The 12813-nt window shown below is 60.9% G+C and carries 12 protein-coding genes; 9 read left to right on the forward strand and 3 right to left on the reverse strand.

Annotated elements, in window-relative coordinates:
- Window positions 1-55: 55 nt before the first annotated feature.
- Genes menD through menE form a run of 5 tightly spaced genes read left to right on the forward strand, consistent with a single transcriptional unit; the run spans window position 56 to window position 5676 of the window.
- Entirely contained in the window at window positions 56-1726 is a 1671-nt protein-coding gene (gene menD, locus KK102_RS09820) for a 2-succinyl-5-enolpyruvyl-6-hydroxy-3-cyclohexene-1-carboxylic-acid synthase (RefSeq protein ID WP_216357472.1), read from the forward strand.
- On the forward strand, window positions 1723-2499 hold the full coding sequence (menH, locus tag KK102_RS09825; RefSeq protein WP_216357473.1) for a 2-succinyl-6-hydroxy-2,4-cyclohexadiene-1-carboxylate synthase: 777 nt from the start codon (window positions 1723-1725) through the stop codon (window positions 2497-2499). The genes menD and menH overlap by 4 nt, the downstream gene beginning before the upstream one ends.
- On the forward strand, window positions 2496-3353 hold the full coding sequence (gene menB, locus KK102_RS09830) for a 1,4-dihydroxy-2-naphthoyl-CoA synthase (RefSeq protein ID WP_010433380.1): 858 nt from the start codon (window positions 2496-2498) through the stop codon (window positions 3351-3353). The genes menH and menB overlap by 4 nt, the downstream gene beginning before the upstream one ends.
- Window positions 3353-4318, forward strand: a complete 966-nt coding sequence (gene menC / locus KK102_RS09835) for an o-succinylbenzoate synthase (protein WP_216357474.1) — start codon at window positions 3353-3355, stop codon at window positions 4316-4318. The genes menB and menC overlap by 1 nt, the downstream gene beginning before the upstream one ends.
- Window positions 4315-5676 carry an o-succinylbenzoate--CoA ligase gene (gene menE, locus KK102_RS09840; RefSeq protein WP_216357475.1) on the forward strand — a complete coding sequence of 454 codons (1362 nt, stop codon included), beginning with the start codon at window positions 4315-4317 and terminating at the stop codon, window positions 5674-5676. The genes menC and menE overlap by 4 nt, the downstream gene beginning before the upstream one ends.
- Here the strand turns inward: menE and KK102_RS09845 are convergent, their stop codons facing one another.
- Genes KK102_RS09845 through KK102_RS09855 form a run of 3 tightly spaced genes read right to left on the reverse strand, consistent with a single transcriptional unit; the run spans window position 5677 to window position 8626 of the window.
- Complete coding sequence (locus KK102_RS09845) at window positions 5677-7191, reverse strand: tripartite tricarboxylate transporter permease (RefSeq protein ID WP_126544381.1); 1515 nt, start codon at window positions 7189-7191, stop codon at window positions 5677-5679.
- An 11-nt stretch (window positions 7192-7202) separates the two neighbouring features.
- Window positions 7203-7634 (reverse strand): tripartite tricarboxylate transporter TctB family protein, encoded by a 432-nt coding sequence (locus tag KK102_RS09850; protein WP_126544382.1) that lies wholly within the window; start codon window positions 7632-7634, stop codon window positions 7203-7205.
- Window positions 7635-7645: 11 nt separating this feature from the next.
- Window positions 7646-8626: a Bug family tripartite tricarboxylate transporter substrate binding protein gene (locus KK102_RS09855; protein ID WP_216357476.1), complete on the reverse strand. Its 981-nt coding sequence runs from the start codon at window positions 8624-8626 to the stop codon at window positions 7646-7648.
- A gap of 151 nt (window positions 8627-8777) precedes the next feature.
- On the opposite strand from KK102_RS09855, the gene tctD reads away from it, so the two are divergent.
- From tctD to KK102_RS09875, 4 genes are all read left to right on the forward strand, one after another.
- Window positions 8778-9452 (forward strand): transcriptional regulator TctD, encoded by a 675-nt coding sequence (tctD, locus tag KK102_RS09860; RefSeq protein WP_216357477.1) that lies wholly within the window; start codon window positions 8778-8780, stop codon window positions 9450-9452.
- The gene (locus KK102_RS09865) at window positions 9439-10848 is read left to right on the forward strand and encodes a sensor histidine kinase (protein ID WP_126544383.1); all 1410 of its coding nucleotides are present in this window, start codon (window positions 9439-9441) and stop codon (window positions 10846-10848) included. Before tctD ends, KK102_RS09865 begins: the two co-directional genes overlap by 14 nt.
- A gap of 129 nt (window positions 10849-10977) precedes the next feature.
- On the forward strand, window positions 10978-11517 hold the full coding sequence (locus KK102_RS09870; protein WP_010433398.1) for a YfaZ family outer membrane protein: 540 nt from the start codon (window positions 10978-10980) through the stop codon (window positions 11515-11517).
- A 94-nt stretch (window positions 11518-11611) separates the two neighbouring features.
- On the forward strand, window positions 11612-12811 hold the full coding sequence (locus KK102_RS09875; RefSeq protein ID WP_126544384.1) for a nicotinamide mononucleotide deamidase-related protein YfaY: 1200 nt from the start codon (window positions 11612-11614) through the stop codon (window positions 12809-12811).
- The last annotated feature ends 2 nt before the right edge of the window (window positions 12812-12813 follow it).

Here is a 12813-nt window from a genome sequence, read left to right on the forward strand (position 1 = left end):
TTCCAAATTTTTCTATTATTTATACTGTGTCGCATTCTTGATACCGGACAAACTCATGTCAGTAAGTTCTTTTAACCGACGCTGGGCGACGGTGATCCTCGAAGCCCTGACCCGCCACGGCGTCAGGCACGTGTGTATTGCACCGGGCTCTCGCTCCACGCCGCTGACGCTGGCGGCGGCTGAAAATCGGGCCTTTATTCACCACACTCATTTTGACGAGCGCGGTCTGGGTCATCTGGCGTTAGGGCTGGCGAAAGTCAGCAACGCCCCCGTCGCGGTGATTGTCACCTCCGGAACCGCGGTAGCGAACCTCTATCCGGCTCTGATTGAAGCCGGGTTAACCGGTGAAAAACTGATCCTGCTGACGGCTGACCGTCCCCCTGAACTTATCGACTGCGGCGCCAATCAGGCGATCCGCCAGCCGGGTATTTTTGCATCTCATCCTTCCCGGACGGTCTCGTTGCCGCGCCCCACTCAGGATATTCCGGCAAGCTGGCTGGTTTCGACCCTTGACCACGCGATGGGCTCGCTGCGCAGCGGCGCGCTGCATATCAACTGCCCGTTTGCCGAGCCGCTCTACGGTGAACTGAATGAAACCGGTTTGGCCTGGCAGCAACAGCTCGGCGACTGGTGGGAGAGCGAAAAACCCTGGCTGCGCGAGCAGACGCACCTGGAAAGCGCGAAACAGCGCGACTGGTTCTTCTGGCGACAGAAGCGCGGCGTGGTGGTTGCCGGTCGCATGAGCGCGGCTGAAGGCAAGCTGGTCGCCGAATGGGCACAAACCCTCGGCTGGCCGTTGATTGGCGACGTGCTTTCCCAGACCGGTCAGCCGCTGCCGTGCGCCGATCTCTGGCTGGGTAATGCCAAAGCGGTGACCGAGCTGGCGCAGGCGCAGATTGTGGTCCAGATCGGCTCCAGCCTCACCGGGAAGCGTCTGTTGCAGTGGCAGGCAACCTGCACGCCGGAAGAGTACTGGCTGGTGGATCCGCTGGAAGGGAGGCTCGACCCGGCGCACCATCGCGGTCGTCGTCTGGTGAGCGAGATTGAGAGCTGGCTGGAACTGCATCCGGCAGAAAAGCGTAAACCCTGGGCTGTGGCGATCCCGGAACTCTCGCGCCAGGCGTGGGAGCTTACCAACGCGCAGTGCGAAGGTTTTGGTGAAGCCGAGCTGGCGCACCGTATTCGCCACTATCTTCCCGAGCAGGGGCAGCTCTTTGTCGGCAACAGCCTGGTGGTGCGCCTGATTGATGCCTTCTCTAAGCTGCCTGCAGGTTATCCGGTTTACAGCAACCGCGGAGCCAGCGGCATCGACGGGCTGATTTCAACGGCGGCAGGCGTGCAGCGCGCCAGTGCGAAATCGACGCTGGCGATTGTGGGCGACCTCTCTGCACTGTATGACCTTAACGCGCTGGCGCTGCTGCGCCAGGTCTCCGCGCCCTTTGTGCTGATTGTAGTGAACAACAACGGCGGACAGATTTTCTCCCTGTTGCCGACGCCGCAGAGCGAGCGCGAACGCTTCTACCTGATGCCGCAAAACGTGCAGTTCGAGCATGCCGCCGCCATGTTCAGCCTCAAGTATCATCGTCCTGAAAACTGGGAACAGCTGGATACGGCGTTAAGCAGCGCCTGGCGGCAGCCGGGCACCACGCTTATTGAGCTGGTGGTGAACGATGCTGACGGCGCGCAGAAGCTGCAAAATCTGCTGGCGCAGGTGAGCCACCTGTGACCCTGGCTGGCGTGCAGCATAACGGTAAGCCGGGTTACCCCTGGCTGGTCTTTCTGCACGGGTTTTCCGGCGATTGCCGCGAGTGGCAGGCCGTCGGGGAGTCATTGCGCGATTATCCCCGGCTGTATCTCGACCTGCCGGGACACGGCGAATCTGCCGGCGTCAGCGTCGCCGGGTTTAACGATCTCAGCAATTTGCTTGCCAGCACCTTACTTAGTTACAACATACTTAACTACTGGCTGGTGGCGTACTCTCTCGGCGGCCGCATTGCGATGTTTCAGGCTTGCCAGCAGCCAAAGGGCCTAAGCGGCATTGTCGTAGAAGGCGGTCATCCTGGGCTGCAGGATGCGGGCTCGCGAGAGGCGCGGCTGGCGTCCGATCGCCGCTGGGCGACGCGTTTTCGTGCTGAACCGCTCCCTGACGTCTTTGCCGACTGGTATCAGCAGCCGGTGTTTGCCTCTCTTACGGATGCGCAGCGCGGCGAACTGATTGCCCTGCGTAGCCGGAACAACGGCGCGAATCTGGCGGCAATGCTTGAGGCCACGTCGCTGGCCGTGCAGCCCGACCTGCGTTCTGCGCTGAGCGCGTACAACGCCCCTTTTTATTATCTCTATGGCGAACGTGACGAGAAGTTTGCGGCCATCGCCGCCGAACTGAACGCCGAACGCCACGTTATTCCTCATGCCGGACACAACGCCCACCGGGAAAACCCCGGCGCGGTCGCCGCGAGTCTGGCTCAGATACTGCGTCTTCGAACAAAGGACACTCTATGATCTATCCTGATGAACACATGCTCTACGCCCCGGTTGAATGGCAGGACTGCTCCGAAGGCTACACCGACATTCGTTACCACAAGTCCACCGACGGCATCGCCAAAATCACCATCAACCGTCCGCAGGTGCGCAACGCGTTTCGTCCGCTGACCGTGAAAGAGATGATTCAGGCGCTGGCCGATGCGCGCTATGACGACAACATCGGCGTGATTGTCCTGACCGGTGAAGGTGACAAAGCGTTCTGCTCCGGCGGCGATCAGAAAGTGCGCGGCGACTACGGCGGATACCAGGATGACGCGGGTACGCACCACCTGAACGTCCTCGATTTCCAGCGCCAGATCCGTACCTGTCCAAAACCGGTTGTCGCGATGGTGGCGGGTTACTCCATCGGCGGCGGCCACGTGCTGCACATGATGTGCGACCTGACCATTGCCGCTGAAAACGCTATCTTCGGCCAGACTGGCCCGAAAGTCGGCTCCTTCGACGGCGGCTGGGGCGCATCCTACATGGCACGCATCGTTGGGCAGAAAAAAGCGCGTGAAATCTGGTTCCTGTGCCGTCAGTACAACGCGCAGGAAGCGCTGGATATGGGCCTTGTGAATACCGTGGTGCCGATTGCCGATCTGGAAAAAGAGACCGTCCGCTGGTGTCGCGAGATGCTGCAAAACAGCCCGATGGCGCTGCGCTGCCTGAAGGCGGCCCTCAACGCCGACTGTGACGGACAGGCGGGTCTGCAGGAGCTGGCGGGTAACGCCACCATGCTGTTCTACATGACCGAAGAGGGTCAGGAAGGGCGCAACGCGTTTAACGAAAAACGCCAGCCGGACTTCAGCAAATATAAACGGAATCCGTAATGCGTCGCGCGCAGGTTTACCGCTGGCAGATACCGATGGACGCGGGCGTGGTGCTGCGTGAACGGCGGTTAAAAACCCGTGACGGTTTCTTCGTGCATCTGCAGCAGGACGAGCGGGAAGGCTGGGGCGAGATTTCACCGCTGCCGGGCTTTAGCCTGGAGTCGCTGGATGACGCGCAGGCGGCGCTGCTGGCCTGGGCGGGCGCGTGGCGGGAAGGCGCTAATCCGGCCCTGCCGGACGTCCCTTCCGCGGCCTTTGGTATCAGCTGCGCGCTGGCGGAGCTGGACGGCAGCTTGCCTCAGAAAGCCAACTACCGCGCAGCGCCGCTCTGTACCGGCGATCCGGACGAACTGTTCGCGCTGCTCTCCGCCATGCCCGGCGAGAAAGTGGCGAAAATAAAAGTTGGCCTGTACGAAGCGGTGCGCGACGGGATGGTGGCGAATCTGCTGCTGGAGGCGATCCCGGACCTGCGCCTGCGGCTGGATGCCAACCGCGCCTGGACGCCGCTCAAGGCGCAGCAGTTCGCGAAGTACGTCAACCCGGCCTACCGCAACCGCATCGCGTTTCTGGAAGAACCGTGCAAAACGCGGGATGAGTCCCGCGCCTTTGCTCGTGAAACGGGCATCGCCATTGCCTGGGATGAAAGCCTGCGCGAAGCCGATTTTGAATTTGTCGCCGAGCCGGGCGTGAATGCGGTGGTCATTAAGCCGACGCTGACCGGCAGCCTGGACAAGGTGCGTGAGCAGGTCTCGGCTGCGCACGCCCTGGGGCTGACGGCGGTGATCAGTTCATCCATTGAGTCCAGCCTTGGGCTGACGCAGCTGGCGCGCATTGCGGCCTGGCTCACGCCGCAGACCATCCCTGGCCTCGACACGTTAAGCTTGATGCAAACGCAGCTTATTCGTCAGTGGCCGGACAGTATACTGCCGTGCCTCGACGTTGAGGCGCTGGAGCCGCTGCTATGAGTTTTACCGACTGGCCGTGGCGGCACTGGCGCACGCAGCGTGCGGATAAACCCGCGCTGCGCCTGGACGACGACGTTCTCAGCTGGCAACAGCTATGTGCGCGCATCGATAGCCTTGCCGCCGGGTTCCATCGTCAGGGCGTGCAGGAGGGCGACGGCGTTATGCTGCTCGCCCATAACCACCCGCAAACGCTGCTGGCGTGGCTTGCGCTGCTGCAGTGCGGTGCGCGCATTCTGCCGGTCAATCCCCAGCTTCCGCGCCCCTTGCTGGACGTCCTGCTCCCGCAGATGACGCTGCGCCATGCGCTGGTGCTGGACGGCGCGTTTGACGGGCTCTCTGCCCTTAGCCTGTCAGAACGCGTGGGGGAATATGCGGCCGCGTGGCAGCCGGATCGCCTGGCGTCCATGACGTTAACCTCCGGCTCGACGGGGTTGCCAAAAGCGGCGGTTCACACCTGTGCGGCGCATCTTGCGAGTGCGCAAGGCGTGCTGGCGCTGATGCCCTACGGCGGCGACGACGACTGGCTGCTGTCGCTGCCGCTGTTTCACGTCTCTGGTCAGGGCATTTTGTGGCGCTGGCTGCTGGCGGGCGGGCGCTTGACCGTACGCAAGAAGCAGCCGCTGGAGCAGGCGCTGGAGGGCTGCACGCACGCGTCGCTGGTGCCGACCCAGCTGTGGCGTTTGCTTCATACTCAACACCAGGTTGCGCTGAAAGCCGTTCTGCTCGGCGGAGCGGCTATTCCCGTTGAATTGACGGAGAAGGCGCGGGAGCAGGGCATTCGCACCTTCTGCGGTTACGGCCTGACGGAGTTCGCCTCTACCGTCTGTGCGAAAGCGGCGGACGGCGAGCCGGATGTGGGAACCGCCCTGCCGGGTCGGGAAGTGAAGCTGGTCGAGGGTGAAGTTTGGATCAAAGCGCACAGCATGGCGGCGGGCTACTGGCGAGACGGTGCGCTTCTTCCGCTCACTAACGCGCAGGGCTGGTTTGCCACCCGCGATCGCGGAGAATGGCGCAACGGTCGTCTGACGATTTTAGGCCGTATGGACAATCTCTTTTTCAGCGGAGGAGAGGGGATCCAACCCGAATCGCTGGAGCGCGTGATTGCCATGCATCCTCAGATAAGCCAGGTGTTTATCGTCCCGCTGGACGACGCCGAGTTCGGACAGCGTCCGGTGGCGGTGGTAGAGTGCGAGCCGGGAACGGATATTGCGCAATTCCCTGACTGGATCCAGGGCAGACTGGCGCGTTTTGAACAGCCGGTACACTGGCTGGTGCTGCCCGCAGAGCTAAAAAATGGCGGGATTAAAATCTCCCGCCAGGCGTTAAAACAGTGGGTCAATGCCCTGCTGAGGGGCTAATCAGCCGACGTCCGGCTCGGGCTTGCGCTGGCGTCGACGCAGCAGGCGCAGGACCGGCGGCACCACAATCACCATGATTGCCATGGCCAGCAGGATCTTCGTCACGCTGCTCTCCCACAGAATCGACATATTGCCGTTGCTGATGGAGAGGGCGCGGCGCAGGTTCTGCTCCAGCATCTCACCCAACACAAAGCCTAAAATCAGCGGCGACATCGGGAAGTGCATCTTGCGTAAGATGTACCCCAGCACGCCAAGCAGCACCATCAGCACCAGGTCGAAGGTAGTGCTGTGCACCGCGTACACCCCAACCGCAGAGACTGCCGCAATGGCGGGCACCAGGAACCACAGGGGAATGGTCAGCATGCGGGTAAACAGGCCGATCAGCGGGATGTTCATCACCAGCAGCATTACGTTGGCGATCAGCAGTGCCGCAATCAGGCCCCACACGATGTCCGGCTGCTCGGTAAACATCGCCGGACCCGGGGTGATGTTATAGAGCGTGAGCGCGCCCATCATCACCGCCGTGGTGCCGGAGCCCGGCACGCCGAGCGTCAGCATCGGGATAAACGAGCCGCAGGCCGAGGCGTTATTGGCCGCCTCTGGCGCCGCCACGCCGCGTATATCGCCCTTACCGAAGCTGTCGCTGTTGCCGCTCAGCTTTTTCTCGGTCATGTAGGTGATAGCGCTGGCGATGGTCGCCCCCGCGCCGGGCAGGATGCCGACGAAGAAACCAATCACCGACGAACGCAGGGTAGCACCCACACACTGTGCCCCCTCTTTGGCATTAAAGAGCATGCGGCCGGTTTTGCGCACCAGCGTCTGCCCGCTGCTGGTATGTTCCAGCATCAGTAAGATTTCTGAGACAGAGAACAGGCCAATCACGACGACGATAAACTGCACGCCGTCGGACAGGTGAACGCTGTCGAAGGTAAAGCGATAAACCCCGGTGTTGGCATCCACGCCGACGGTGGCTAACCCTAAGCCAATCAGCGCAGACAAAAACGATTTGAGCGGGTTCTGCGCCATCATGCTGCCGAGGCAGGCGATAGCGAACACCATCAGGGCAAAATACTCCGCCGGGCCAAACGCCAGCGACCACTGGGCCAGCGCAGGGGCGAACAGAATGATACCGCCAATGGCAATCAGCGAACCGAAGAACGAGCTGACGGCAGAAATGGAGAGCGCTACGCCGCCGCGCCCCTGTTGCGCCATGGGATAACCGTCGAGCGCGGTCATAATGGCGGCGGCATCGCCGGGCACGTTCAGCAGTATGGAGGAGATGCGTCCGCCGTACTCGCAGCCGATATACACCGTCGCCAGTAAGATCAGGGCGGATTCAGCCGGTAGGTGCAGGGCAAAGGCCAGCGGCAGAAGTATCGCCACGCCGTTAATCGGACCAAGACCGGGCAGCAGGCCGACGATCGTGCCCACGAAGCAGCCGATCAGGGCGATCGCCAGGTTTTCCGGGGTCATCGCTACCGCGAACCCCTGAGAGAGGTAAATCCAGGTATCCATAGCGTGCTCCGTTAGTTAAACCATGCGCCAAGAGGTAAGGTCACGTCCAGCAGGCGGTCGAAGGCGTACCAGAGCAAAATGCCCAGTACCGCACCCGAGAGACCCGCCGTGGGCAGCGTGGCATTAAACAACATGCCGATCACCATCGTCAGGATGGCGGTGGCAATCGGGAAGCCAAGCCACTCAAAGCCCCACGCGTACATCAGCAACACAATTACCATTACCAGCAGACGTTGCAGAATGCGTCTGGGCGGCCACGCCACGGTATCCGGATGGCGCAGCAGCAGGGCCACTGAGCAAAGCAGCATCAGGCCGACGATGCCCATCGGAAAGGGGCGTGGCCCCACCGGTTCATAGCTGTATTCGCTGTGGATCTGCCAGGCGACGAACAACCCGCCAATGCAGAGCAGCAGCCATATCCCGGCAAAAATACGATCGCTCATAGCGCCTCCGCTTACTTCGCCAGACCGAAGGCTTTCGCCTGTTCGCGATAGTCATTCACCTGTTTTTTGACATACTCGTCCAGCTGCTTGCCGTTGAGGTTGAACTCAAACAGCCCGCGCAGATCGCGCTGCTTTTTGAACTCATCGGTTTGCTGGAGTTTGGCGAAGGCATCCACCCACCACTGGTATTCGGCGTCGGTCACTTTCGGCCCAACGAAGAAGCCGCGAATAATCGGCCAGACCAGGTTGTAGCCTTGCTCTTTGGCGGTAGGGACGTTCGCCAGCTGGCCCGGCAGACGGTTTTCCGAGAAGACCGCCAGCACGCGGATTTTATCCCCGCTCAGGTAAGGCACCATTTCACTGAGGTCGCCGGAGACGGCCTGTACGTGATTGCCCATCAGCGCCGTGACCGGCTCGCCGCCGCCTTCAAAGGCGACGTAGCGCATCTTGTGCGGGTCCACTTTTGCCTGCTGCGCCAGCATGGCAGCTTTCATCCAGTCCTGGCTGCCGATCGACGCACCGGCGCCAATTACCACGCTGTTCGGGTCTTTTTCCATCGCAGTCAGCAGGTCTTTCAGCGATTTCCACGGGGAATCAGCGCGAACGGCGATCATGCCGTAATCCGTCCCGACGGTCGCGAGCCAGCGCACGTCATCCACGCCGTAGCGGCCAAATTTGCCCTGCGAGAGGTTCAGCAGCGAGCCGCCGGAGAAGGCCACCACGGTGCCCGCTTCGGCAGGGCGCTGCGCCACAATGGCGTTGTAAGCTACCGCGCCCACGCCGCCGGGCATGTAGGTGACGCGCATCGGTTTTTCGATGGCCTTTGTCTCCAGCAGGCTGACCTGAATCAGCTTGCAGGTCAGATCAAAGCCGCCGCCCGGTTTGGCCGGGGCGATACATTCGGTGCGGGACGGGGCATCCTGCGCCTGGACGACAGAGGCACTCAACATCAATACGCTTGCAGCAAGGGTCGAAAGTAATTGTTTTTTCATCGTTTATCCTCACGCCGGAGAACCGGGAGTACGGGTACGGGGCTTTTTTTCTGATTATGTGAACCACCTTGTAGCGGTTCCGTTGCGTGATTGTTAAAACATTAACCTTTCATTTCCCTTTCACTGCGACACGAACTTTACAGGATGTGATATGCGTCTCTTACTGGCGGAAGATAATCGTGAGCTGGCTCACTGGCTGGAGAAAGCGCTGGTGCAGGGAGGCTTTGCCGTGGACTGCGTTAACGACGGGCGGGCGGCCGATCATCTGTTGCAGGGTGAAAGCTATGCCGTCGCGATTCTGGACATCGGTATGCCCGGTTTCGACGGGCTGGAGGTGGTCCATCGTCTGCGAAAGCGCGGGCAGACGCTTCCCGTGCTGTTTCTCACTGCCCGCAGCAACGTGGCGGACAGGGTGAAAGGACTGAACGCCGGGGCGGATGACTATCTGCCGAAGCCGTTTGAGCTGGAAGAGCTTGATGCGCGGCTGCGGGCGCTGCTGCGCAGAAGCGAAGGGCGAACCCAGGAGCGTCAGCTTCTGGGGGCGCTGGAATACGACGACGACGGCTTTTTTCTCCTGCACGATGAACCGCTCTCCCTCACGCCGCGCGAACTCTCCCTGCTCAAGGTGCTGATGCACCGCCGGACCCGGCCCGTCTCCCGCCAGCAGCTGTTTGACCAGGTATTTAGCCTGAACGACGATGTGAGTCCGGAAAGCATCGATCTCTACATCCATCGTCTGCGCAAAAAACTGAGCGGCAGCGGGGTGAAGATTACCACCCTGCGCGGGCTGGGTTACGTGCTGGAGTGTGGCGATGAAGTGGGCTAAACCGCAGTCCCTTTATCTGCAACTTCTGCTGTTTCTGGGCTTACCGCTGCTGCTGTTATGGGGATTATCAGCGTTTAATAGCTACGTCAGCGCCCTGCAAGCGGCGACGCAGGCTTACGACCGCACGCTGTTATCGTCGGCGCGTACGGTCTCTGAGCGGCTTGAAGTGCATAACGGCAAGCTGCAGGTGAATGTGCCCTGGGTGGTGCTTGACAGCTTTGAGCTCAACATGAACGACAGGCTGTATTACAAGGTGGTCGACCCCGCCGGGCGGGTGATCTCCGGCTACGACGACCTGCCGAAGATGCCCCCTTCAACCTCGCGCACTACGCTCTACCCGGCGCTGGCCTGGTTTTATCACACCGAGTATCGCGGGCAGGCGATTCGCGTGGCGAAGCTGCTTCAGCCCATCAACGAAGATAACGTCGTCGGGATGGCGGAGATCTATGTCGCTGAAACGCTGCAGTCCCGTCGCTATCTTGCCAGCCAGCTGCTTTTTTCGTCCTGGGTATCTCAGGGGCTGCTGGTCCTGCTGACGCTGATCTTAACCGCCTGGCTGTTGCGTCGCGTGCTGCGCCCGATGCGCCAGCTGTCCTCGCTCATGGTGCGTCGGGAGCCGGGGCTGCTGTCTCCGCTGCCCGAGCTGCTGCCCTGGTCAGAAACGCGCCTGCTGATTGTGGCCTTCAACCGCTATATCGATCGGCTGCGTGGGGTGCTGTCGCGGCAGGAGCGCTTTAATGCCGATGCCTCTCACCAGCTCAAAACCCCGCTGGCGGTGCTCAAAACGCAGGTCTCGGTTGCCCTGACGCGGGACGATCCGTCGCTGTGGCAGGAGAGCTTACGGGCAATGAACGTCACCCTGGATAACACCATTGTGCTGACTGAGCGCCTGCTTCAGCTTTCGGCGGTAAAGCGAAAAGAGCAGGGGGAGCGGCAGTTTACCCCTGTGGATCTGGTGCAGGTGGTGCAAAACTGTTGCTTTTCACGGCTGGCGCAGGCGCGCAGCAAAGCGATTGATCTCGGGTACGACGGTGAGCTGCACCCGGTTGTCATCGAAGGCGACGAGGTTTTGCTGGGCGAGCTGTGCGCAAACCTGCTGGAGAACGCCATCAAATACACGCCGGAGCAGGGGATCGTAACGGTTTACCTGCGCGTGGATAACGGCGCGGTTGACCTGAGCGTGGAAGACAGCGGGCCGGGGATTGCGGAAAATCTGATCCCGCAGGCGATGCTGCCGTTTCGCCGTCTGGATAATGTCGGCGACGCGGCAGGGTCCGGTATCGGTCTGGCGCTGGCGAGCGATATTGCCCGGCTGCACCGCAGCCATCTTCAACTTTCCCGTAGTGAACACTTAGGCGGGCTGAGTGTGAAAATGCGTTTTCTGCTGATAGGATAAAGGCAGATATTATCAAATCGTTACAAACTAATTGTCTGACGCACGCAGAGTGCTTGATCCCGCAGTGAGGCAGGTTAAAATCTCGCGGTTTTGGGACTTATTATCTATAAATTGTGCGGGATCACGACAATGAAAAAAGTGGCATTAATGGGCTTAGGCCTGATGGTTATCTCTTCGGCGGCTAACGCCATCAGCTTCAACGGCTCGGCGGGTGAGGATTACACCCATCTGGGCTTTGGTCTTGGCACGGATAGCGCCGGTCTGGCAATGACCGGCGGCTGGACGCATAACGATGACGACGGCGACGCGGCAAGCCTTGGGCTTGGCTTCAACGTTCCTCTTGGGCCATTCCTGGCGACCGTCGGCGGCAAAGGGATCTACACCAACCCGAACGACGGCGACGAAGGCTACGCGGCGGCGGTCGGCGGCGGCCTGCAGTGGAAAATTGGCGACAGCTTCGGTCTGTTCGGCGAGTACTACTACTCCCCGGATTCGCTCTCCAGCGGTATCGAAAGCTATGAAGAAGCCAATGCCGGTGCGCGCTGGACTATCATGCGTCCGATCACTATCGAAGCGGGCTATCGCTATCTGAACCTGGCGGGTAAAGATGGCAACCGCGACAACGCGCTGGCTGATGGCCCTTACGTGGGCGTGAGCGCAGGCTTCTAATCTCTTCGGCGCGGCGTTCTGTCGCGCCAGTTTCTCTCTGCTCCCCCCATTCAATTGCGCTATAGTGTTTCGACCATATAAGCGGGAGAACACAATGATTAACGTGGAGATGTTATCCACCGGCGACGAAGTGCTGCATGGGCAAATTATTGACACCAATGCCGCCTGGCTTGCCGATTTATTCTTTGAGCAAGGATTACCGTTAACGCGCCGCAACACCGTGGGCGACAATCTTGAGTCGCTGGTGAACGTTCTTCGTGAGCGCAGCGAGCGCTGCGACGTGTTGATTGTGAACGGCGGGCTCGGCCCCACCAGCGACGATCTCAGCGCGCTGGCTGCCGCCACCGCGAAAGGCGAGGGGCTGGTATTGCACGAAGCGTGGCTGGCGCAGATGGAACGCTTCTTCTCCGATCGTGGCCGCGTGATGGCACCCAGCAACCGCAAGCAGGCTGAAATCCCGGCCAGTGCGGAACTGGTCGATAACCCGGTCGGTACCGCCTGCGGGTTTGCCTTACAGCTAAACCGCTGCCTGATGTTCTTCACCCCCGGCGTGCCTTCTGAATTTAAGGTGATGGTCGAGCAGCAAATCCTGCCGCGCCTGCGTGCGCGCTTTACGCTGCCAGAGCCGCCGCTGTGTCTGCGCCTGACCACCTTTGGCCGCTCGGAAAGCGATCTGGCCCAGAGCCTGGATCATCTCCAACTGCCGCCGGGCGTCTCGATGGGCTATCGCTCGTCGATGCCCATTATCGAACTCAAGCTGACCGGCCCGGCGACGGAAAAAGCCGCCATGCTGGCGCTGTGGCCTGAAGTACAGCGCGTCGCGGGCGAGAGCCTGATCTTTGAAGGCACGGAAGGGCTGCCCACACAGATTGCCCAGAGCCTGCAGTCCCGTCAGCTGAGCGTTACCCTCAGCGAACAGTTCACCGGGGGCCTGCTGGCGCTGCAGCTTTCTCGCGTGAATGCGCCGCTGCTCGCCAGTGAAGTGGTGCCGTTCCAGCAGGAGACGCTGGCGCAGACCGCGCGCTGGGCGTCAGAGCGCAGGGTGAAACACTTTGCCGGTCTGGCGATGTTTGTGGGCGGGCTGGATGAGGAACATCTTAATTTTGCGCTGGCAACGCCGGAAGGCACGCATGCGCTGCGGGTGAAAATGAGCATCACGCGCCACAGCCTGGCGGTGCGTCAGGAGGTCTGCGCGATGATGGCATTGAACATGCTGCGCCGCTGGCTGCACGGTAAAGAGGTCGCCAGCGAGCACGGCTGGATTAACGTCGTGGAATCGCTGTTCATCGAATGATG

It is taken from the genome of Enterobacter quasimori, from assembly GCF_018597345.1.
GTDB lineage: Bacteria > Pseudomonadota > Gammaproteobacteria > Enterobacterales > Enterobacteriaceae > Enterobacter > Enterobacter mori.